Annotated in this window: 18 protein-coding genes and 2 pseudogenes; 14 read left to right on the top strand and 6 right to left on the bottom strand. The window is 39.0% G+C overall.

The features are described from left to right. Positions 1-199, top strand: a pseudogene (locus tag QL998_RS13080) (IS4/IS5 family transposase); the annotation flags it as partial. Positions 200-428: 229 nt separating this feature from the next. Here QL998_RS13080 and QL998_RS13075 read toward each other — a convergent pair. After that, a complete protein-coding gene (locus QL998_RS13075) occupies positions 429-857 on the bottom strand; it encodes an Lrp/AsnC family transcriptional regulator (RefSeq protein ID WP_002958609.1) in 429 nt (142 codons plus the stop codon). Between the two features lie 194 nt (positions 858-1,051). Between QL998_RS13075 and QL998_RS13070 the strand changes: the two genes are divergently transcribed. The 4 genes from QL998_RS13070 to QL998_RS13055 are packed head-to-tail and all read left to right on the top strand — an operon-like array spanning position 1,052 to position 5,655. Then, complete coding sequence (locus QL998_RS13070) at positions 1,052-2,257, top strand: aspartate aminotransferase family protein (protein WP_121954574.1); 1,206 nt, start codon at positions 1,052-1,054, stop codon at positions 2,255-2,257. 50 nt (positions 2,258-2,307) lie between these two features. Further along, positions 2,308-3,342: an arginine N-succinyltransferase gene (gene astA, locus QL998_RS13065; protein WP_024598142.1), complete on the top strand. Its 1,035-nt coding sequence runs from the start codon at positions 2,308-2,310 to the stop codon at positions 3,340-3,342. A 7-nt stretch (positions 3,343-3,349) separates the two neighbouring features. After that, positions 3,350-4,816: a succinylglutamate-semialdehyde dehydrogenase gene (astD, locus tag QL998_RS13060; RefSeq protein ID WP_290192855.1), complete on the top strand. Its 1,467-nt coding sequence runs from the start codon at positions 3,350-3,352 to the stop codon at positions 4,814-4,816. Positions 4,817-4,851: 35 nt separating this feature from the next. Next, positions 4,852-5,655 (top strand): DUF1338 domain-containing protein, encoded by an 804-nt coding sequence (locus tag QL998_RS13055; protein ID WP_024598144.1) that lies wholly within the window; start codon positions 4,852-4,854, stop codon positions 5,653-5,655. A 70-nt stretch (positions 5,656-5,725) separates the two neighbouring features. Here the strand turns inward: QL998_RS13055 and QL998_RS13050 are convergent, their stop codons facing one another. Further along, positions 5,726-7,006, bottom strand: a complete 1,281-nt coding sequence (locus tag QL998_RS13050) for a flavohemoglobin expression-modulating QEGLA motif protein (RefSeq protein ID WP_290192854.1) — start codon at positions 7,004-7,006, stop codon at positions 5,726-5,728. A 146-nt stretch (positions 7,007-7,152) separates the two neighbouring features. On the opposite strand from QL998_RS13050, the gene QL998_RS13045 reads away from it, so the two are divergent. From QL998_RS13045 to QL998_RS13015, 7 genes are all read left to right on the top strand, one after another. After that, complete coding sequence (locus QL998_RS13045; RefSeq protein WP_008169639.1) at positions 7,153-7,410, top strand: DUF3081 domain-containing protein; 258 nt, start codon at positions 7,153-7,155, stop codon at positions 7,408-7,410. Beyond that, complete coding sequence (locus QL998_RS13040; protein WP_290192853.1) at positions 7,410-7,745, top strand: hypothetical protein; 336 nt, start codon at positions 7,410-7,412, stop codon at positions 7,743-7,745. The genes QL998_RS13045 and QL998_RS13040 overlap by 1 nt, the downstream gene beginning before the upstream one ends. Before the next feature lie 388 nt (positions 7,746-8,133). Beyond that, positions 8,134-8,709 (top strand): transcriptional regulator BetI, encoded by a 576-nt coding sequence (gene betI, locus QL998_RS13035; protein ID WP_010553010.1) that lies wholly within the window; start codon positions 8,134-8,136, stop codon positions 8,707-8,709. A 1-nt stretch (position 8,710) separates the two neighbouring features. Continuing rightward, positions 8,711-10,174 carry a betaine-aldehyde dehydrogenase gene (gene betB / locus QL998_RS13030; RefSeq protein WP_154902874.1) on the top strand — a complete coding sequence of 488 codons (1,464 nt, stop codon included), beginning with the start codon at positions 8,711-8,713 and terminating at the stop codon, positions 10,172-10,174. Positions 10,175-10,185: 11 nt separating this feature from the next. After that, positions 10,186-11,853, top strand: a complete 1,668-nt coding sequence (betA, locus tag QL998_RS13025) for a choline dehydrogenase (RefSeq protein WP_290192852.1) — start codon at positions 10,186-10,188, stop codon at positions 11,851-11,853. A gap of 158 nt (positions 11,854-12,011) precedes the next feature. After that, positions 12,012-13,229 (top strand): BCCT family transporter, encoded by a 1,218-nt coding sequence (locus QL998_RS13020; protein ID WP_290192851.1) that lies wholly within the window; start codon positions 12,012-12,014, stop codon positions 13,227-13,229. Between the two features lie 9 nt (positions 13,230-13,238). Then, positions 13,239-13,943 carry a TorF family putative porin gene (locus tag QL998_RS13015; RefSeq protein WP_290192850.1) on the top strand — a complete coding sequence of 235 codons (705 nt, stop codon included), beginning with the start codon at positions 13,239-13,241 and terminating at the stop codon, positions 13,941-13,943. Positions 13,944-14,005: 62 nt separating this feature from the next. On the opposite strand, the gene QL998_RS13010 is transcribed toward QL998_RS13015, so the two are convergent. The 3 genes from QL998_RS13010 to fdxA form a co-directional block, all read right to left on the bottom strand. Further along, entirely contained in the window at positions 14,006-15,916 is a 1,911-nt protein-coding gene (locus QL998_RS13010; RefSeq protein WP_290192849.1) for an EAL domain-containing protein, read from the bottom strand. Between the two features lie 383 nt (positions 15,917-16,299). Continuing rightward, complete coding sequence (locus QL998_RS13005; protein WP_290192848.1) at positions 16,300-18,543, bottom strand: DUF5916 domain-containing protein; 2,244 nt, start codon at positions 18,541-18,543, stop codon at positions 16,300-16,302. 135 nt (positions 18,544-18,678) lie between these two features. Continuing rightward, the gene (gene fdxA / locus QL998_RS13000; protein ID WP_024599924.1) at positions 18,679-19,002 is read right to left on the bottom strand and encodes a ferredoxin FdxA; all 324 of its coding nucleotides are present in this window, start codon (positions 19,000-19,002) and stop codon (positions 18,679-18,681) included. Between the two features lie 194 nt (positions 19,003-19,196). Here fdxA and QL998_RS12995 point away from each other — a divergent pair, with 194 nt between their 5' ends. Both QL998_RS12995 and QL998_RS12990 read left to right on the top strand, forming a co-directional pair. Further along, positions 19,197-20,804, top strand: coding sequence for an NAD(P)/FAD-dependent oxidoreductase (locus QL998_RS12995; protein ID WP_024603693.1), 1,608 nt, complete (start codon positions 19,197-19,199; stop codon positions 20,802-20,804). A gap of 84 nt (positions 20,805-20,888) precedes the next feature. Further along, positions 20,889-21,275 (top strand): annotated as a pseudogene (locus QL998_RS12990) (amidase family protein); the annotation flags it as partial. 30 nt (positions 21,276-21,305) lie between these two features. Here QL998_RS12990 and QL998_RS12985 read toward each other — a convergent pair. Continuing rightward, positions 21,306-22,610, bottom strand: a complete 1,305-nt coding sequence (locus tag QL998_RS12985) for a DEAD/DEAH box helicase (protein ID WP_002958629.1) — start codon at positions 22,608-22,610, stop codon at positions 21,306-21,308. Between the last annotated feature and the right edge of the window lie 88 nt (positions 22,611-22,698).

Genomic DNA, 22,698 nt, shown 5'->3' with positions numbered 1-22,698 from the left:
GTCTACAATGACAGTAGCAAAAACAACGGGTGTTTGGTGGATTGGCATATTAACAGCGATTATTAGGAAGCATAGGAAAGGATTGTTAAATGCAGTTAATGCAGCATTTGACTTTCTGAGGAAAAATACAGCTAGGGCACACCCCAAACGCGATCGAAAAACAGGAGTATTTCAGTATGGGGTAGAGCCAAATTTTTAAGGCTGTACTTAATATTTTTCTTAAGTACCTACCTATGACATCCATGTAAGTAGTAAATAAATCCTTGTCATATAATTACTAAAAACGCAATTACCAACTAATTTTAATTTTAGCACGCAAGATAAATAAATCAAGAATTTATAAACTATTTACTACACGTTATTTAGTAATGTTTATAGTCATTTCCAATATATAAACAGTATTAAACAACTCAGGGCTTAAATGGCGATTAACGCTTAAATTTAGTTTCTAAAATTACAGAAGATGTTGTGCGCTCTACTCCATCCAGATTTCCTATATCGTCTAGTAAATGGCTAAGCTGCTCTAAATTTTGAGCCTGTACTACAGCAATTAAATCAAACTCACCACTTATCGCGTAAAGCTGCGAAATTGCATCAATTTGCTTAAGCTCGATATTTGTTTTAGTTGTTAATTTTTGCCTTACTTTTATAGACACATGAGCTGATACCATTTTACTGAGGTAGTCGTCACCATAATCAACGCTATAGCCTTTAATTACACCCGTTTCTTCTAGTTTGAGCATACGGCTTTGTACCGTTGAACGAGATAAGTCAAGCATGCGAGCAAGATCAGAAATACTCGCTCTAGCGTTTGTTTTTAGTACAGAAAGTAGCTTTTCATCTTGTGGAGTTATCATAATGGTTATTTTCTTCGTTATTTTGTCTTTTATTTTAATCATTTTTCACAAAATAGCACTGCAATTTTAATAGCTAACCTTCGATAATGACCTTTACAAGAAATAATAACGTGTTTGCTGAAGAATAAAGGCTATATTCTTCTTTGAGTTAGCAACTAATCTTTTATCTAAGCCCATTAAATTTAGGTGTAAAAATGCAAGTAACAAGAGACTTATTTAACGACGTAATGGTACCAAACTATAATCCATCAGCAATCATTCCAGTTCGTGGTGAAGGTTCACGCGTTTGGGATCAAAATGATAACGAGTTTATCGATTTTGCTGGTGGTATTGCCGTTAACTGTTTGGGTCACTGTCATCCTGCATTAGTTAAAGCATTAAAAGAGCAAGGCGAAAAAATTTGGCATTTATCGAATGTTATGACTAATGAGCCAGCACTTCGTTTAGCTCAAAAAATGGTTGAAGCAACATTCGCTGATAAAGTTTACTTTGCAAACTCAGGCGCAGAAGCAAACGAAGCAGCCCTTAAGCTAGCGCGTCGCTATGCACTGGACGTATATGGCGCTGAAAAAACGCAAATTATTGCATTTAATAAAGGTTTCCATGGTCGAACATTTTTCACAGTCACTGTGGGCGGGCAAGCTGCTTATTCAGATGGCTTTGGTCCAAAACCTGCTGACATAGTACATTGTGATTTTAACGATATAGCGGCATTTGAAGCGCTGATCAGCGATAAAACATGTGCTGTTATGATGGAACCATTACAAGGTGAAGGCGGTATTATTTCACCAACAGATGACTTTGCTAAAAAAGTACGTGAACTTTGTACTAAACATAACGCGTTACTTATTTTTGATGAAGTACAAACGGGTGTTGGTCGCACAGGCGATTTATACGCTTATGAAGGTTTAGGAGTTGTTCCTGACATTTTAACAACGGCAAAAGCATTGGGTGGTGGTTTTCCAATTGGCGCTATGATCACTCGTACACCTATTGCTGAGCATTTAAAAATTGGTACTCACGGTTCTACTTATGGCGGAAACGCACTTGCTTGTGCTGTAGCCGAAGCGGCATTTGATACAGTAAATACACCAGACGTACTAAACGGTGTTAAAGAGCGCGAGCAATTATTCCGTGACGGATTAAACGCAATTAATGAAAAATACAACGTATTTAGCGAAGTACGTGGTAAAGGCTTATTAATTGGCGCAGTACTAAATGACAAATTTGAAGGCCGCGCACGCGACTTTTTAGTAGCCAGTGCTAATAATGGTTTAATGAACCTTGTAGCTGGCATGAATGTAATTCGCTTTACACCGTCTTTAGTTATTCCGTTTGAAGATATTAAAGAAGGCTTAGCGCGCTTTGAAAAAGCGGTTAGCGATGTAGTAAACGGTTAATATAGTTTAAATTAGCACGCCTACTGGCGTGCTATTGGAGCAAGCAATAAATGCAAGTATTACGTCCTATTACTGCCAATGATTTTGAAGCGCTTAAACAAATAGCAATTGAGTCAGGCCATGGGTTTACCTCTTTGCCTGTGGACGATGCACAGCTTAAAGAAAAAATTGAACGTGCTGAAAAAAGCTTTGCCAAAAACATTAACCAGCCACTTGATGAAAGCTATTTATTTGTTTTAGAAGACAGTGAAACAGGTGACGTTATTGGTACAACCGCTATAGAAGCTGCGGTAGGTTTATCGGTGCCTTTATATCATTATCATTTAGGTAAAACAGTACACCACTCACCTACTTTAAATGTATATAACACCGTTGATATTTTAAGCATGTGTAACGACTACACAGGCTGCTCTGAAATATGCACATTATTTTTGCGCGAAAATAGTCGTAAAGGCCTAACGGGTCGATTTTTATCGCGTTCACGCTTTTTGTTTATGGCTCAGCATAGCGAGCGTTTTGCCGATACTGTTATCGCAGAAATGCGCGGTGTTAGCGACGAAGACGGCCACTCTCCTTTTTGGCAATGGCTGCAAGAGCACTTTTTTAGTATCGAATTTCCAGAAGCGGATCACTTAGTGGGCTTAGGCGATAAAGTATTTATTAGCGAGTTAATGCCTAAGTACCCTATTTATGTGAACTTGCTTAGCAAAAAAGCCCAAGCTGTTATTGGGCATGTGCATGAAAAAACAAAACCTGCGCTAAAATTATTAGAAAAAGAAGGTTTTGAGCACAGAGGCTACGTTGACTTATTTGACGCAGGCCCAACGGTTGAAGCAAAGCTTGGTAATATTCGCAGCATTCGTGACTCTCAAGTTTGCCCTATTACTATTGGTGAGCTTGATCACATATCACAAAATAGCTCAGATACGCTGGCTGTATGTAATCAAGGCGTAAGTGGCTTTAGAGCAACATTTACCAAAGACGCACATTACAATCATGCAAAACATACTCTCGTCATTAGCCAAGATGTGGCTAAGGCGCTTAATTTAAGCCAAGGAGACGCAGCGCGATTTTTCCGCCTGTAAATAATTTATGAATACACACCTAATTAATAACCAGTGGCATACAGGCCTTGGCCCAGTATTTGAGTCAATCAATCCAAGTAATGGCGATGTGGTATGGCAAGGTAATGGCGCAAACGCCCAGCAAGTAGATTCGGCTATAAAAGCAGCCAGAGCTGCGCAATTACAATGGGCAGACAAACCACTTGAAGAGCGTATAGTCATTCTTGAAAGCTTCGCAGCACAATTAAAAGAACACAGCGAAGAATTTGCGACCATAATTGCACGCGAAACAGGAAAGCCATTATGGGAAACCCGCACCGAAGTAGGCGCAATGACAGGTAAAGTAGCTATATCTGTAAAAGCCTACCATGAGCGTACCGGTACAACCGAAAACCCAATGCCCGGTGCTAAAGCGTTTATTAGACACAAACCGCATGGCGTTGTGGCTATTTTTGGCCCGTATAACTTTCCTGGGCATTTACCAAACGGACATATTGTTCCTGCAATTCTAGCTGGCAACACAGTGGTATTTAAGCCATCAGAGCTTACTCCGCACGTGGCAGAATTTACCCTCTCACTTTGGCTAAAAGCGGGCTTACCAGCGGGTGTTATTAACCTTGTGCAAGGTGAAATTGAAACAGGTAAAGCACTTGCCTCTCATAAAGATATAGATGGCTTGTTTTTTACCGGTAGCTCAAACACAGGTCACTTACTACATAAACAGTTTGCTGGACACCCCGGTAAGATTTTAGCGCTTGAAATGGGCGGTAATAATACACTGATTGTAAAAGATGTGAGTGATGTAAGCGCTGCTGTGCACGATATTATTCAATCAGGCTTTATTACCTCAGGTCAGCGCTGTACGTGTGCACGCCGCTTATTTATTGAAAAATCAGCCAACGGCGATGCTATTTTAGAAAAGCTAATAAGCGCAACTAAAAATATAGTTGTAGACGACAGCTTTGCTACAGAGCAGCCTTTTATGGGTGCGATGATAAGCGAAAAAGCAGCACTGGGTATGGTTGCCGCGCAAAGTGAATTAGTCTCAAAAGGCGCGCAAATCCTTGTTGAACTTAAGCAATTAAAATCAGGCACAGGCTTTGTAAGTCCAGGCATTATTGATGTAACAAACATTACCGACATGCCAGATGAAGAACATTTTGGACCGCTAATTAAAGTGTATCGCTTTGATGACTTTGACAGCGCAATCATTGAAGCCAATAACACAAGCTTTGGTTTATCTGCAGGTTTATTGGCTGATAACGAAGATGACTACACTCACTTTTTAAAGCGCATCCGTGCCGGTATTGTTAACTGGAACCGCCCTATTACGGGTGCCTCAAGTGCAGCTCCATTTGGCGGTATTGGCGCCAGTGGTAATCACAGAGCCAGTGCCTATTATGCCGCCGATTATTGCGCATACCCTGTAGCATCTGTTGAGTCAGACAAAGTGAGCTTACCGCAAACCCTAGCGCCGGGCTTAATAATTGAATAAGTAATAAAACCAAATTTTAAATTTAAGGACTTAACATGCATACTGATGTAAATACATTATTTAATAACCTTTGGAAAAATTACTTAAACGTAACTCCATCGGCAGACAAAATTCATGACCTTTTAGGGTCAACGCAAAAAGATGACATCATTAACGATCATATTGCGCTGCGTACATTTAATATTGAAAAAGTGGGTCTTGAAAAACTCGCAGCTCACTTTCTTGCGATTGGTTACAAAGAGTGTGGTGAGTACCACTTTGAAGCTAAAAAACTTTACGCAAAGCACTACGAGCATAGCGACCCTAATCAGCCAAAAGTGTTTATCTCTGAGCTGTTAGTCGAAAAATGCTCGCCAGAGTTACAAGCCATCGTAACTGACATGGTAAGCCAAATTGACGAAAGCGCAGTAACTGCTGATAACTTTTTGTATTCAGGCACGCATTGGCAAGTAAGCACCGATACTTACAAACAACTGCTAGCTGAAAGCGAATATGCGGCGTGGATGTCGGCGTGGGGTTACCGTGCCAATCACTTTACCGTAAACATTAATACGCTTGCTAAGTTTGATAACATTCATGATGTTAACCAAGCCCTGAAAGACGCTGGCTTTTCGCTTAACACGTCAGGCGGCGAGGTCAAAGGCTCACCAGAGGTGTTACTAGAGCAATCGTCAACACTTGCTGATGAATACTCTGTTACCTTTAGTGACGGTGATATGAGCATTCCTAGCTGTTTTTATGAGTTTGCTATTCGTTACCCTAAAGCAGACGGCGAGCTTTATACAGGTTTTGTTGCAGCCTCAGCTGACAAAATATTTGAAAGCACCAACGCTCGATAATAAAACCTAAAGTACTTTATTTTAAAAGCCCGTTATGGGCTTTTTTTATGTCGGTAGTTATGTTGATTAATTATAAAAATAACGGTTTATAATCGTTTTCTAACTTTTCAAACGATAAGTCGCCAATAAAGCGGCCAAAGCTCAACCACGTTGCCAAACCACGTAAGTCTTTAAAGTGTGGTGGCACAAATTGTGGGCTCTCTATTACACCTAAATCATGAAGCTGCGATATTAACCTAAAATCATCTATCGATATTTTACCTACGAGTAATAAAGGAAGCCTATCGATTCGACCTAGCTGTATTGCTACGCGAATTAAGTTATATACCAGTACAAAGCCTTTAATGTAGGCAATGTCTTTTGTAAAAGGCAGACCTGTTGGCGTACTGCCTCTAAATACACGCTGCGCGAGTGTGTAACTGTCATCTTTTGATAAACCTTGCGCGACATAGTCACGGTAAATGTCTACAAACTCAGCGCCATCTATTACCTTTGTAACCGCTTGAATACGATTCACTAATTTAGATAAACGTCTCGGAGTCGATTTTAATGTAATAATTTCGGTTAATACCGCTAAGCCTTCTTGGGTAATAGTGGAGCTAGGCGTGCCTTTACTTAAACATGTTAAATACGGCTGTGCTAAACCATTTTGAGTGGTACCTACGTGTATCCACCCTTCATGAACTTCCAATATATCAAGTTCACGCTGAGAAAATTTAACATCTTGATTAAGCTTAATATTATTAGCACCGGCGGCTGCATCACTGACAATACCATCGCTAAGCATTACCTCTACGTTTATACCTGCCATACTAGCGTTTACTTGCTCAGACAAAATATGTACAGCATCAACAGCATCAATATTTTTAGGGTCGTCAGGCAGTATGTCGGCTATTAGTAAATTTTGCAGCGGTTTATCTAGCATATTAGCTAGCTCAGAGAGTGAGGGCTCACCGGCATGGAATAAGTCTTTAGGGTGACCAAATAACTCCACCGATAAGTCATGAAATTCTGGCGTACCTCGATATTCAAGCATACTTAATACCGTTTTATACTCAGTGCACATTTTTCCCATATATTGAGCAATCGGATTTAACTGCCCCAGTTGGTTAATAATGTTACGGTGCAAAGTAGAAAACGCTTGGCGTAACTCGCTAGGTACAAAACCAAGGTCGCGCTGTTGATAGTATGCACGATCGATAAGTGGGTTTTTTTGACATTTCTGTCTAAAAAACTCTTCTTTAGTTTGTTTATCCCAATTAATAGCATCAAGTATCCTAATAGGCGTTTGCAATGCAATTAATTGATCCGATAACTCACGAGTTTTTAGTAGTAACGCCTTGTCTATCATGGTGTAAGCTCAACAATAAATGAGTTTTGAGCATAATTTAAAAAAGCTAAATTACAAAGCAATATCACACTTTTTTAGCTATTGTTTTTAAGATGATCGACCCTCATATCTGTATCGTATGAGTTATCAAATAAAAGGTATAAGACATGAAAAACGAACTCGACAATAAACAGATTTTAGCCGTGTATGAACGTATAATTCAAAAAGGTGAAATGACTGATGAAGGCAAGCATTATCAAGGTGTTACTGCTTATTCAGACGTAGATGGCTACACAGTATACCTACAAGGTAGCGGCGTTGAACTGCGCTTTGGTTTTCATAATACTTACCACCTTGACTACGAACATGAAAAGCATAAAGACGACTTTTTGAAAAAATTATATAACATTGCAAACGAGAGCTAATGCACCCACGAAAACGCAGACACCGCCCTACCAGTAAGCTCAATACTACTTTTATAAACCAAGTAGTAGAAGAGCTTAGATCTGATCCAAGCAAAATCTCAATTATTCAAGACAATTTAGAACAGTACCGTGCTCAAACTCATTTAAAGCGTGGTTTTTTACTGGCTATAGAGCGCTTTGATTGGGTTTTTGAAGCAAGCAAAGATATAGACTTTATTTGCCAGCAAATTTTAGCTGATGACTATATTGGCAATAGACTAAGACGTTACCCCCTACTTTTTAAAGGCGTTATTAATAATGCAGACCTTCCAAAACCAAGCGCTTTAAAACGATAAAACCACAAAGTTTACTCTCTATATAAATTTATTAGAGCACTAAGCAATTGCAGGTTTAGTGCGCTTTTGTATTAAATTAATACTATTAGTACTCTAACTATTACTGCACTAATGATTATTGATCATTTTATTCATTTATTGCTGTAAACAAATCATTACAATTATTTAATTTCAAAATAAAATTCACAAGCCTTTGTTTTAAATAAAATAAAATAAAATAAAACAAAGTAAAACCTTATCTTCTTTATCGCATTAGTTGCGCTTTTATTAATGATTAATCTACATTTTGGCATCTAGATATTTACTTCAGCCTTGAATTGTTAGAGCTATTACCTTAAGCTTATGTTTATTGAACGTTCAATTAATAAAAATTATGCCTAAAGTCGGAATGGAACCTGTCAGACGTCAGCAGCTAATTGACGCGACTATAGAGTCAGTTGCAACTAATGGACTACAAGGCACAACTATAAACAGCATTAGTAAAAATGCCGGTTTATCGTCAGGCATTATTAGTCATTATTTTGGTGGTAAGCAGGGGTTAATTGAAGCCACTGTTAGATACTTACTAACAAGCTTAAAACAAGGCTTGATAAGTAAAGTAAATAACCAAACGAATGCCATTGAACGTTTAATGATTATTATCGAAGCCAACTTTGCGCTTGTACAACAGCGTAATGATACAACCCGAACGTGGTTAAGTTTTTGGGCGCAATCGATGCATGATGAAGAATTACACAGACTACAAAACGTAAACAGTAAACGCTTGCAAAGTAATTTAGCATTTTCTTTTAAGCAATTAATGCCTATTGAGCAAGCAAAGCAAGCTGCAGAACTTAGCGCCGCAATGATCGATGGCCTATGGTTAAGAGCAGTACTGAGTAAATCAGACAATAATCAGTTTAAACACAGTGAAAAGTTAGCAAAAAGCTACGTACTTTCACTTATCAAGCAATATGGAGCCTAGCGTGACTACACCTGTCTATCAAAATTTTATTAACGGCCATTTTCTTGCAAACCAGAACGGCAAAACATTTGATGTAACAAACCCAGCAACGGGCGAGGTTATTTACGCAGTAGAAATTGCCGACGAATTTATTCAAAACGCAGCCATTGCCAGTGCAAAGCAAGGTTTTGCTCAGTGGTCAGCAATGACACCCATTGAACGTAGTCGCATTTTATTAAAAGCAGTGGCTATTTTACGCGAGCGCAACGATGAGCTTGCACTTGTAGAAGTACTCGACACCGGTAAACCAATGCAAGAAGCAAATTGTGTTGATATTGAAACCGGCGCTGATGTAATTGAATACTTTGCAGGCCTTGCGCCAGCACAAGTAGGCCAACAACAAATGGTTGGTGATGACTTTTACTACACACGTAAAGAGCCATTAGGTATTTGTGCGGGTATTGGTGCATGGAACTACCCACTACAAATTGCATGTTGGAAGTCGGGCCCTGCCCTTGCAGCTGGTAATGCATTTATATTCAAACCATCTGAAGAAACACCACTTGGCGCACTTAAACTTGCAGAAGTATTTGTTGAAGCTGGCGTACCTGCAGGTGTATTTAATGTTGTTCAAGGCGCGGGCGATGTAGGCCAGTGGCTAACGCAGCATAGCGATATTGATAAAGTATCGTTTACGGGTGAAGTAGGCACAGGTAAAAAAGTAGTGGCAAGTGCTGCCGGTACTTTAAAAGATGTCACGATGGAACTTGGTGGTAAATCTCCATTATTAGTATTTGATGATGCCAACATTGAGCAAGCAGTTAGCGCTGCTATGTTAGGTAACTTTTATACGCAAGGCGAAATTTGTACTAACTGTACACGTATTTACGTTCATAAAAATGTATATCAGCAGTTTATTGATGAGCTTAAAGCGCGCACTGAGAAAAACATTATTGCTGGCGACCCACAAGATTTAAATACTAACTTTGGCGCACTTATTTCTAAAAAGCACCAAGAACTAGTAATGAGCTACGTTAATAAAGGCATCGAAGAAGGTGCAACGCTATTAACCGGTGGTACAACGCTTTCACCAGAATCTGCACCTAATGGCTATTTTGTAGCGCCGACTGTGTTTATTGATTGTAATGACGATATGACTATCGTTAAAGAAGAAATATTTGGCCCTGTAATGAGCGTGCTTGTTTTTGACGACGAAGACGATGTTATTGCACGCGCTAACGGGACTCACCTAGGCTTAGCTGCAGGCGTATTTACTAGCGATATTAAACGTGCGCACCGCGTGATTCATAAGTTACAAGCCGGTATTTGTTGGATTAATGCATACGGTAACTCACCTGCTGAAATGCCAGTTGGCGGTTATAAGCAATCGGGTATTGGCCGTGAAAATGGTATACAAACTCTTGATCAATACACGCAAACTAAGTCTATTTATGTTGGTATGGCCGACATAGAAAGCCCATTTTAAGGCGCCTTACTATGAGTAATCATTACGACTATATTATTGTTGGCGCGGGTTCGGCGGGTTGTGTTTTAGCAAACCGTTTATCTGAAGATTCAAGTAACCGCGTATTACTACTTGAAACTGGCGGTAGCGATAAAAGTATTTTTATAAAAATGCCAACCGCGTTATCTATTCCTATGAATAGTGACAAATACGCATGGCAGTTTCATACGCAGCCTGAGCCTCATTTAGATAACCGTGAGATGCATTGTCCTCGAGGCAAAGTATTAGGCGGCTCGTCATCTATTAATGGCATGGTATATGTACGTGGCCACGCAAAAGATTTTGACGAATGGCAGCAACACGGTGCAAACGGCTGGGATTACCAATCGTGTTTACCGTATTTTCAAAAAGCAGAAAGCTTTTACCTTGGTGAAAATACTTACCGTGGTGGCAAAGGCCCGCTTGGCGTTAATAACGGCAACGAAATGAAAAACCCGCTTTACCGCACCTTTATCAAAGCAGGTGTACAAGCCGGTTACGCTTCTACAGATGATTATAATGCGTCGCAGCAAGAGGGTTTTGGCCCAATGCACATGACCGTAAAAGACGGCGTGCGCAGCTCTGCTTCTCGTGAGTATTTAGACCCTGTTAAATCGCGTAGTAATTTAACAATTATTACAGGTGCATTAGCACAACGCGTGATTTTAGATGGCAAAAAAGCCACTGGCATTGAATACAAAGTAAATGGCGACGTTAAAACTGCACATGCTGCAAAAGACGTTATATTAAGTGCAGGCCCTATCGGCTCTCCACATATTTTACAACTCTCTGGTATTGGTGATACTCAAGCGCTTGAAAAAGCAGGCGTTGAAGTACAGCATCATCTACCAGGTGTAGGTCAAAACTTACAAGATCATCTTGAGTTTTACTTTCAATACAAGTGTAAGCAACCTATCACGCTTAACGGCAAACTAGGCATTGTTTCAAAAGGGTTGATTGGTGCGCGCTGGTTATTAACGCGTTCGGGTTTAGGTGCAACGAATCATTTTGAATCGTGTGCGTTTATTCGCTCAAAACCAGGTGTTGAATGGCCAGATATTCAATATCACTTTTTACCAGCGGCTATGCGTTACGATGGTAGAAGTGCATTTGCAGGTCATGGTTTTCAGGTACATGTTGGTCATAACAAACCAAAAAGTCGCGGTAGTGTCACTATTGCTTCTGCGAACCCAGAGCAACCACCAACCATTTTATTTAATTACCTTGAACACCAAGACGATATTGAAGGCTTTAGAGCGTGCGTTCGCTTAACACGCGACATAATCGAACAAAGTGCCTTTGATGAATACCGCGATGAAGAAATTCAACCAGGTAAACATATTCAAACAGATGAAGAAATAGATGCCTTTGTACGCCAAGCCGTAGAAAGTGCCTACCACCCTTCTTGCTCATGCAAAATGGGGGAAGATGATATGGCCGTTGTTAATTCAAATACGCAAGTACATGGTATTGAAGGACTACGTGTTGTTGACTCATCTATATTCCCAACAGTTCCTAATGGAAACTTAAATGCACCTACTATTATGGTTGCCGAAAAAGCAGCTGACATAATTTTAGGTAAAGACCCATTACAGAAATCGGATGTGAATGTTGCCATAACAACAAACTGGCAAGAAACACAACGTAGTACGGAGATCTAACTTTAGCCACATGCTTAGGTTTAGTCTCGTCGGGCTAAGCCAATGCGTGCCTTGCAGTGGCACACGATGTAAATAGGTTACGTTGTGTTAATGCGAGAATAAAACAATAAAATACGGAGTGCTTATGAATTATTTTTATTCATTACTGGAGGGTAACAATGACTATTTGGCTTAATGCAGGGATCATTTTTACCTTACTTGCCATTATCACTATTTTAATTAAATGGGGTAATGTTCGCGTAGTAGGTGTAACACCAGTTCGAACCTTTACGTTTATAGCAATACTATTTACTTCTGGCCTAGATGTTGGCCTTATCATGTTTCCTTTAACTGAGTTTGCAGGTTATGCAGACATAAAAGCAAGCCCAGAATACGCGTTTGCAAATCCACTGGCTATTGAGTTTGGCTACTGGGGATTTTTGATCTGGGGATTTTACTTTCTTACGTGCTTTTATTTCTGTGTAATAGAACCTAAAGTGAAATTTTTCGAAATTCCTTGGGTTAAATTTATCAATAACGTTGTAATTATTGGTACATGTGCATTTACCGCTTATTTGCTGCTTACAAACCTACCGTGGTATTTACCCGGACTAGGTGATGGAACAAGTATAGTTTCTGAATTTTACTTAATTGTGTTTGCGGCTATCTGTTTTGCTGTGTACTCAAGTACTGATATTAAATATGTACGTATTTTAAGTATTTCTACTACGTGGTTATTTTTAGCTTTAATCGCCTTTATGTGGGCTGGCGCATTTGTGATTGGTGATAGTCAAATGTCAGCATTTACAGATAACTTAGGCTCTATTGGTACTTACTTTGCAAACATTAATGAATTTGTTTTACCGCTTAATGATTACCATGAGTTCTACTTATTCTGGTGGTTTGCGTGGAGCATAATGATTGGTCAATTTACATCACGCTTTGTTGGTGGACTTAAAACATACCAAGTATTAGGTGCAATGTTAATATTTCCATCAATTCCGATTGCGATTTGGTTTAGCGTACTTTATCACTACCATGAAGCGGGCATTCCAACACAAGGCATTAAAAACTTTGCAATGGTATTTGTAGGTATTGTATTTGTAATTAACTCACTCGATTCGTTAGTGCGTTTATATACAGATAACCTAAACTTTACTGTAAAGCGTTTTGGTAAAATGAAATACATAGTCGGAAACATTGTTGCTCTATCACTACTTACACTATTGTTTAAATTAGAATTTTTACAAATTCAGTGGGTAGGCGCATTAGTTATTGGCTTGTTCTTTATCTGTGCTGCTTTTATTGGTTACAGTAAATTTAAAACAGTTACGAATATAGACAGCTCACCAAAAGCAAACGCAATTGATTACACAAAAATAGACACAGTACACTAGGGATTAATAATGAATAAAAAACTAAAACAACTTGCAGTAGCACTACCATTAGCACTTTTATCAACCACTGCAGCAGCTGATTGGTCAACAACAATCACTGCAGCGTCTGACTACACTTTTAATGGTGTAAGCCAAACAGATAGCAACCCTGCAGTTCAAGGTAGCTTAGACTATGCCTTTGAAAGCGGTGTATATGCAGGTGCATGGGCTTCAAATGTAGATTTTGGTGACGACACTGACTTTGAGCTTGATGCTTATGTAGGTAAATATGTACAACTTGATGAGCAATTTAGCGTTGACTACGGCATTGCTTATTACACTTATCAAGGTAATAACAGCGATGGTAACTACGCTGAAGCTTACACTAAATTTGGTTATGCAAGTGAGTACGGCCAAACTGAGCTTAACTTTTGGTACAGCTGGGACTACTTTGGTTATGACACCGGTCATGTTATTTCGATGATTGCTCACACATATGAGCTGGCTCCAAACCATGCACTACGTGCAAGCTTTGATATTTCAAACTCACTTGATGGTGATAAGTTTGAGTGGGATGAGATCAAGGGTGATAAATCATACCACCACTACCGCTTAGCATACCAAACAAGCTACGAAGGTTTTGGTATTGAAGTGGCCGCTGAAAACACAAGCTTAGATAATGATGCGTCTGATGAGCGTATTGTACTTGCTATTTCTCGCACATTTGATCTTTAATACAATAATTTCTGATTAAACAAAAAATGCCACTCTATTTAGAGTGGCATTTTTATTTGTAACTAACTAACAATATCCCACGCACTTGTACCCGATGCTGAAAGGTTACTGGTGTTATTGCGTAGTACTTTATTACCGACATTAACCGATGACTCAGGGCGGCTTACTAGGTAACCCTGAACAGAGCTCACACCCATTTTTTTAACGAGTTCAAACTGCCCTATTTCTTCAACGCCTTCTGCAACAATTTTAAGACCTAGCTTTTTCCCAAGATCACTAATTGTATTTAATATATCGTTATATTTTTGGCTTTTATTGGCTTGTGCTATAAACGAGCGATCAATTTTAATAACATCTATTGGTAAATCCGCTAATGTACTTAAAGAACTAAAACCTGTACCAAAGTCATCAATAGCAATAGTGATACCCTCTTCTCTTAGCCTACTTAGCTCTTTAATAATTCTTGGACTGGCTTTAATGAAAGTTGATTCGGTAATTTCCAGCATTAAGGACGTAGCGGGTAAGCCGGTTTTTTTAAGTTTTTTCATTACCCAATCATAAATATCACGATGCTTTAGTTGAATGCCCGAAACGTTAACAGATATTTTTACTTTGCGCATACCTGCATTGTGCCAAGCAGCCATTTGCCGACACGATTCAAGCATAATCCAATCGCCAAGCTCTAATATTAAATTAGACTCCTCTGCTATTGGTATAAACTCTGAAGGGGGGATCATACCCTCAACTGGGTGGTCCCAGCGTGTAAGCGCTTCGAAGTAATCAATCATACAATCTTCAACATGCACAATTGGCTGAAAAGATAAGTACAAATCTTTACAAGCGACTGCTATGCGTAGCTCTTCGAGTAAATAATGGTAACGGCGCATTTTGTTACCCATTTCTGGCGAGTAAACTTTAAATATTCCCTTACCATCGCTTTTAGCTCTGTACATAGCTACATCGGCTAATTGTAGAAGCGCTTGAGGCGTTGATGCACTTTCTGGATAAGCCGCAATACCAATGCTGGCACTAATTTTTACTATTTTATTGCCTAGCACAAAGTCTTTTTCAAGTTCACTTAGCACGTGCTTTGCAATTTCAATAACCCTGTCGCTATCATCAAGTAGTTCTATAAAAATGGAGAATTCATCTCCTCCTAGTCTTGATAAGTTTTGCTCTAATTGGTTAGCACTATTTATATTACTTAACTTATGGTGACGCAAAACGTTTGCGAGTCGACTCGCAACCTGAACTAATATTTCATCACCAAAGCTGTGGCCAAACGAGTCATTTACTTGTTTAAAACCATCAAGATCTATAAACAGGAGTGCGCACTTCAGCTCTTCTTGGTTTGCGTGATTAATTTGCCTGTCGATATGTTCAATATAAGCATGGCGGTCAATTAATAACGTCAGTTTGTCTTGGCATATACTTGTTTGTGTTTGCTTTACATAATTATCAACATGTGTATTTAAACTATTTATTGATTGGCTTAAGCTGCTTACACCTAAGGGGTTCTCTGCTGGTTTTACTTGCAAATTAAATGCTGTTAGTAATCTATTAGCTTGACCGTTAAGCTCAGCTATTTGATTCTTATAATGACGTTTTCTACGCTCTCTGCGTAAGTACAGGCCAGAACCAAATATTAAGATACATAAAAGTAAAAAATTAATAGGTGATGTAAGTGTCATTATAATTAACTTACTTGAATCAGCGGCTACAAACTGAGTGTCAGTGGTTTTAATAAGCAAGAAATCAGCTGTGTGCTGTTGGATTATATAGTGGCCATTTAATATCGGATTATACCAAGGAGCCATATCAAGAGAGGTATTCGTTATTTCGAAGCTTCGTATATCAATACTGGTGTGAAATAGATTTATACGGTTAATCTGATTCGTTAACCCTATATTTATGCAAAAACAAAATAGAATTATTATTAAGAAAATAAAACCAAGTGGTTTAAATTTATTCATAAAAAAATCCATCTATCTTACCTCTCCCTTCAACCCATTTCCAAAAGCGGAATATATCGCTTGCATTTAGTACTACGCAAGCATTGATATAGTCCTAAGCCATTAGCATAAAAAAAATCGTAACAACAATGGATTACCTAACTATATCTTGCATATAGTATAGGTGGGATAAACAAAAATAAACAAAAAGGTTCTAATTGTTTAAAATTTAATACATACCGTCAATAAGCTCTATAATTTTTTACTGCCCGCCTATAAATTTATTCGAAAACGATTAATACTACGGCATTAATTTTAGCAAAAAAGCTAAGTAACGTAACAAACTGCATTATTACAACCGGCTAATATAACGAGCATTTCTGCTGCACTGTAATTCTTAGCGATTACAGCTGCCATGCATAGCTAACTTTTGTAAAAAATGTACGCTGATCCCGCTCAATATTTTTAAGAGAATCATCTTGGTAACCTTTATCTGAATACCCTAAGTAAAATAATGTTTGTGCATTAATTTTATATGAGTAAACAAGCTGGCTACCATAATCTTTATTGATTTGGCTCACTTGATAAAAGTAAGCATTTTCGTCTCTATCAATATCTTCAAATTGTAAAATTAATTTAAGAATTGAACGCATGCTAAATTTATAATGAAGTCTAAAGTCGACTAAGTTAGCAGTGAATACACGATCCCCTTGCGGGTTATCCAATTGGCTATAGTTGTGTTTTATATCGAATTGCCAATGGTCGTTAATATCCCATAACACTTGTGTTTGAGTGTTAAACACATCACCAAGCTGTTCGTTGGTATAGTCAATACGGCTTGCGTATTCTGCATATAAGGTTAGCTTTAAATCTTTAGTGGGTTTGAACCCAGTATAAATATAGCCAATATTTTGATTGTAGAAATTGCCATTATAATTTTCATAGCGATGTACTAAACCAATTTCAAAAATAGATTGCATCTGACCTTTAAAGCTTAAAAAACCTTCGTATTCTTCTTCAAGTAAGTCACCGTTTTGTGCCCACGTTTTATCCCAATCAGCTTCGTATGACCATGAAGTAAGTAAATCAGACTCGTCTCTGTACCATGTCTGCCCGCCTCCAAACACAACCTTTTCGTAATCTACTTTCTCTTGATAACCCAAATCGGTGCGGTAGTCCTGGCCAATATTTTCATACGACGCAAACAGTTTGTAATCACGTTTATCGCGAGTAAGTTCTAGAGCATAAGCTTCATCTGACTGAGTTTCAGATAGATTATAATTTTGAATTAAAAATTCAGAGTTACGTGTATCAGCAGATGATACTTGATACAAAAGAGTGTCCGATTGATTAAACCAGTAGCTACCGTCCACTGATAATACAGTGTTGTGATAGTCATCACTTTCTCTGTGCGTGCTTGAAATACCAATAGTACCTTGCTGACCTAAGTCATATTGATAACGCCCAGCGGCCGCATTCGTTTTTTCATTTAAGCTTGCAAAGCCAGAGCCCTGATTCGTAGGCAGTAAAATATTACTATTGTCGTCATCAGCGAGCATCAAAGCATAACTATGATCACCCGTTTTACCCGTCAGCTTTGCACCTAAGGTAGGCTCTGCAATTGTACGCGTGTATAAAAGCTCAAATAAGCTGCTTTTAAAGTAAGAAGCACCATCTAAAAAGAAAGGTCGTTTTTCGGCGTAATAAATAGAAAATGTTGTATTTACATCGAGCTCTAAAGAGTCTGTTTCTACTTGCGAAAAATCTGGATTGATCGTCGCATTTAAAACAGCGTCCTTGGTTAAACCCCAACGCAAATCTAAGCCCACTTCGGTATCAATATCGCCATTATCCCAGTTACCCGGTAATTCAGATTTATTATCGTTACGAAGTGCGGTCAATGTAGGTGTTAATTGAATATTTTTACTCGATTCAATATCGCTAAAACCCACTAACTTATCAAACTGACAAAGGCTACATTTTATATTTCTATCAAACCCCATATTTGATAGCTGATATAAAACATCACGTTGATAGTTTCTCATGACTGAAAAACCCCACGTTAGCTCTTTTTCATTTTCAGGAAAGCGCAGTGCCTTAAAAGGAATACGCATTTCAACAACGTAACCTTTCTCGTTAATTTGCCCTGCGCTATCCCAAATAGCATTCCATGAGATATCTGAACTCCACCCATCGGTGTCGGTCATTCTTATCTCGCCTTGTGCACCAAGGGGATTCACATGAAATTCATAACCACTGCGTTCATCATTAAATGTATCAATAACAAGAATAACTACATCGTCTTCCCACAGCGTATCGCGGTCACGAAGTGATGCACGAATTTGCTCAGGGTTTGGATCCTCTGCAATAAAGGCAACATATAAGTTTGTGCCATCTTCGTAAATAAAAGCATCAGTTTTTACAGGAGGTGTGCCTTTTTCGTTAGGCTCATCTTGGTAGAGTAGAGGTATAGGTGTCGCGTTTTTCCAGTGCGCTTCATCCATAACACCATCAATAGTGATATTTGAATCAATACGAGATAAGGGTACTTGCTGTTTACTAGCCGCTACATCAAGGCTTGAGAGTAATAAAACGAAACTTAAAAATAGGAAGGTAAACTTTTTTATTATAGTTATAAAGTACTGCATAAACATCCATTTAGACTGTAATTACTCATAGGGAGTAACTTAAGCTGGGGATTGTAATTTATCCAGGTACATTTGTTAATACTTTGAAATGAAAAATTAACTATTTAATGATAAAGGAGTAACTAATGTTACCCATCAAGTTTCGAGTAGTTTAAGCTTATTGTCTATGCCATTCCATACATCAGCGTCCTCTGGTGCAGGTTTAACCTCTGTAATGCGCGGCCAGACCAATGCGAGTTCAGCATTTAATTCTGTGAACTCTTTTTGAGATTCTGGTAGCTCATCTTCTTGGTATATTGCATCAGCTGAACATTCAGGGACACATAAACCGCAATCGATACAATCAATCGGGCTAATAGCTAAAAAATTAGGGCCTTCAAAAAATGCATCTGCTGGGCACACTGACACGCAATCGGTGTACTTGCATTTTATACAATTTTCGGTGACTACAAACGCCATACTATTTTAATACCTAAGATTTTAAACAACAGTTGTGGATCATACCCATCCACCCCAAAAATACAATAAATAAGTGCCATATCACCCTATTTTAACGTAAAATACGCGCCTTATGTTTGCACACCCATTGTGCCCTGCATCCCCTTATTGTGAGCGGTAGTAATACCCCGCTATGACACCTAAAAGAGATATAAATGATACGTTTAACCGAAATAAAGCTGCCACTTGATCATGACGAAGATGCAATTGGTCAAGCAATTGTAAATAAACTAAAAATCCAACCAGAGCAATTGCACAGTTTTAATGTGTTTAAACGTGGTTATGATGCACGTAAAAAATCAGCTATTTTACTTATTTATACACTCGATATAGAAGTTGATAACGAAGCCGATCTACTCTCAGCATTTGAAAAAGACCAACATGTAAAAGTAGCGCCAGACACAAACTATAAATTTGTAGCCCACGCCAGCGAAAATATGACAGAGCGCCCTGTCGTTATTGGTTTTGGCCCTTGTGGTTTATTTGCAGGCCTATTACTTGCTCAAATGGGTTTTAATCCCATTATATTAGAGCGCGGTAAAGAAGTACGTGAACGTACAAAAGACACGTTTGGTTTTTGGCGTAAACGCACACTTAACACAGAATCAAACGTACAATTTGGTGAAGGTGGCGCAGGTACATTTTCAGACGGTAAGTTATACAGCCAAGTAAAAGATCCAAAACATTACGGCCGTAAAGTCATTACTGAATTTGTAGAAGCAGGCGCCCCCGATGAAATTTTATACGTAAGTAAGCCACACATTGGTACGTTTAAACTTGTTACCATGATTGAAAAAATGCGTGCTCGTATAATAGAACTTGGCGGCGAAATTCGCTTTAGCACACGTGTTGACGATATTCATTTAGATGATGGGCAAGTAACTGGCTTAACGCTTTCAAATGGCGAGCAGTTAAATACTCGCCATGTTGTATTAGCTGTAGGTCATAGTGCTCGTGACACGTTTGACATGCTCCACAAAAAAGGCATTTATGTTGAAGCAAAACCTTTCTCAGTCGGTTTTAGGATCGAGCATAAACAATCAATGATCGATGAATGCCGTTTTGGTACAAATGCTGGTAACCCTATTTTAGGCTCTGCCGATTATAAACTTGTTCACCATTGTGATAATGGTCGTACCGTTTACAGCTTTTGTATGTGCCCAGGCGGTACTGTTGTAGCGGCAACGTCTGAAGAGGGCCGCGTTGTTACCAACGGTATGAGCCAATATTCACGAAGTGAGCGCAACGCTAACAGCGCTATTGTGGTAGGTATTTCTCCCGAGCAGGATTTCCCGGGTAATCCTCTTGCAGGTATAGACTTACAGCGCAAACTTGAAGAACAAGCGTATGAGCTTGGTGGTAGCAACTACGATGCACCAGCACAGTTAATTGGAGACTTTTTAAAAGGTAAATCATCAGAAAACTTAGGTGAAGTACAACCTTCTTACACACCCGGTATTAAGTTAACTGACTTGAGTAAAGTACTACCACAATTTGCTATTGATGCTCTTCGCGAAGCTATACCTGCGTTTAATAAACAAATTCGTGGTTTTTCTACTAACGACGGTTTATTAACCGGCGTTGAAACACGTACTTCGTCGCCTATCAGTATTAAGCGTGATAAAACATTCCAAAGTATTAACACTAAAGGGCTTTACCCAGCAGGCGAAGGCGCAGGCTACGCTGGCGGTATTTTATCAGCGGGTATTGATGGCATTAAAGCGGCTGAAGCGGTCGCACTGTCTATGTTAGAAAACGCTTAAACCTCTTTTTTAAGCTGTTTATCGAAAAGCCTCACTTTGTGATAACACCATTCAGTTAAGCATGCTTTGACTTAATGGTGTTACCACTTTGAGCAAGACATCCTAGTTCAATCGCAGGCTATTGATTTAAATAACAAAAGAAAATACCAGGAGACTAAAGAACGCTATCGCACTTTAGCAACGACAGCCATTGTTAATGTATATAAAAACAACAAGCTTGATATTGTTATAGCACCTACAGTATCCCCCGCCTGGAAAACTGACTTAGTTAATGGTGATAATTTTAATGGCAGTAGTAGTTCGTTATCTGCTATTGCTGGCACAACGCACATAACCCTACCTGTCGGAAAAGTAAGTGGTTTGCCGGTTGGTTTATCCATAATAGCAAATAAAGGGGACGAGCAAGCGGCTTATGAATATGCAAATACTATTGATGAGGTGTTATCACCAGGCACAAAAAAACCTGAGTAAACTCAGGTTTTTTTAACTAAACGGCGTTAACTATGACTTTTTAAGTGACAGTTTTTCGCCTTTTAAGCTTTTGCGAACGCTTGAAATACGTGAGCGATTTACTGCTCTCGCTTCACCAGTTGCTTGTCCTGATAACTTGTTAGAGCGTGTACGGCGTAAATGCGCTGGTTTTTTACCAATTTTATCAATGAGTACTTCACGGTTACTTACTTCGTAACCTTCTAGATATACACGTTTGATTTTTTGACCGATTAACGTTTCAATTTCAAACAAGGTGTTTTCTTCTTCGCGGCTAACAAATGAGATTGCTTGACCTTGGCGACCAGCACGACCTGTACGGCCAATACGGTGAACGTAATCTTCTGCAAGCCATGGTAAATCAATATTAATTACACGAGGTAAACCATCAATATCAATACCACGAGCTGCCACTTCTGTAGCCACTAATACGCGCACTTTGCCTTCTTTAAATTCACGTAAAGCACGACGACGGTTACCTTGAGATTTATCACCGTGGCAAACGCCTGCCGGAATACCATCAAGATTAAGCTCTTTAACAAGCTCATCAGCTGTTTCTTTCATGTTTACGAAGACAAGCACTTGTTGCCAGTTTTTCTTACCAATCAATTCAGAAAGCAACTCTTGCTTACGACGTTCTTCAACTGGGTAAACAACATGCTCAACGGTGCTTGCTGTACTGTTAGTTTGATCAACACGCACTATTTCAGCTTGTTTCAATACTTTAGATGCAAACTGTTTAATTGCAGCAGGGAATGTAGCAGAGAAAAGTAAAATCTGGCGCTCTTCTGCACAGCTTTTAATAACGTTTTGCATATCTTCAATAAAGCCCATATCAAGCATACGGTCAGCTTCATCAAGAACAAGGTGCTTAACACTTGCAAGGCTTAAGTTACCTAAACGAATATGATCAAATAAACGACCCGGTGTTGCAACAACAATATCAACACCTTCTTTTAAAGCGTTGGCTTGGCCAGCAGTGCTCACACCACCAAATAAACTAACGACTTTAAGTGATGTATGCTTTGCAAAATCTCTAAAGTTATTTGCAATTTGTTCTGCAAGTTCACGCGTTGGTGCAAGTACTAATGCATGAGGTGCATTAGTTGTGCTGAGTTCAGACTCAACCAATTTTTGGATGATAGGTAAAGCAAACGCGGCAGTTTTGCCGGTACCAGTTTGTGCACTGGCTAAAACGTCTTTACCTTTACGAACAGCAGGAATTGCTGCGCGCTGAATGGGCGTAAGGGTGTGATAGTTAAGTTCGTCCAACGCCTGGATGATTTCAGGAGCGAAACTAAAAGATTTAAAATTCATGCTGTATAACCTACGGCCACATTATCAAGGGTCGCAAATTATACAGTAAAAACGAGCTAACAGTTAGTCATAACTTATCTTTTAACGT

The sequence above is a fragment of the Pseudoalteromonas sp. APC 3691 genome, assembly GCF_030408135.1.
Taxonomy (GTDB): domain Bacteria; phylum Pseudomonadota; class Gammaproteobacteria; order Enterobacterales; family Alteromonadaceae; genus Pseudoalteromonas.
The sequence above is the reverse complement of the archived record's forward strand: the minus strand, read 5'-3'. Positions and strand labels throughout refer to the sequence as shown.

Coding starts and splice junctions, on each gene's coding strand:
- QL998_RS13015 (WP_290192850.1), top strand. CDS start 13,239: ATGAATAAAAAACTAAAACAACTTGCAGTAGCACTACCATTAGCACTT.
- QL998_RS13055 (WP_024598144.1), top strand. CDS start 4,852: ATGCATACTGATGTAAATACATTATTTAATAACCTTTGGAAAAATTAC.
- QL998_RS13005 (WP_290192848.1), bottom strand. CDS start 18,543: ATGCAGTACTTTATAACTATAATAAAAAAGTTTACCTTCCTATTTTTA.
- QL998_RS13040 (WP_290192853.1), top strand. CDS start 7,410: ATGCACCCACGAAAACGCAGACACCGCCCTACCAGTAAGCTCAATACT.
- astA (WP_024598142.1), top strand. CDS start 2,308: ATGCAAGTATTACGTCCTATTACTGCCAATGATTTTGAAGCGCTTAAA.
- QL998_RS12985 (WP_002958629.1), bottom strand. CDS start 22,610: ATGAATTTTAAATCTTTTAGTTTCGCTCCTGAAATCATCCAGGCGTTG.
- QL998_RS13010 (WP_290192849.1), bottom strand. CDS start 15,916: ATGAATAAATTTAAACCACTTGGTTTTATTTTCTTAATAATAATTCTA.
- QL998_RS13020 (WP_290192851.1), top strand. CDS start 12,012: ATGACTATTTGGCTTAATGCAGGGATCATTTTTACCTTACTTGCCATT.
- betA (WP_290192852.1), top strand. CDS start 10,186: ATGAGTAATCATTACGACTATATTATTGTTGGCGCGGGTTCGGCGGGT.
- QL998_RS12995 (WP_024603693.1), top strand. CDS start 19,197: ATGATACGTTTAACCGAAATAAAGCTGCCACTTGATCATGACGAAGAT.
- QL998_RS13050 (WP_290192854.1), bottom strand. CDS start 7,006: ATGATAGACAAGGCGTTACTACTAAAAACTCGTGAGTTATCGGATCAA.
- QL998_RS13070 (WP_121954574.1), top strand. CDS start 1,052: ATGCAAGTAACAAGAGACTTATTTAACGACGTAATGGTACCAAACTAT.
- QL998_RS13075 (WP_002958609.1), bottom strand. CDS start 857: ATGATAACTCCACAAGATGAAAAGCTACTTTCTGTACTAAAAACAAAC.
- astD (WP_290192855.1), top strand. CDS start 3,350: ATGAATACACACCTAATTAATAACCAGTGGCATACAGGCCTTGGCCCA.
- QL998_RS13045 (WP_008169639.1), top strand. CDS start 7,153: ATGAAAAACGAACTCGACAATAAACAGATTTTAGCCGTGTATGAACGT.
- fdxA (WP_024599924.1), bottom strand. CDS start 19,002: ATGGCGTTTGTAGTCACCGAAAATTGTATAAAATGCAAGTACACCGAT.
- betI (WP_010553010.1), top strand. CDS start 8,134: ATGGAACCTGTCAGACGTCAGCAGCTAATTGACGCGACTATAGAGTCA.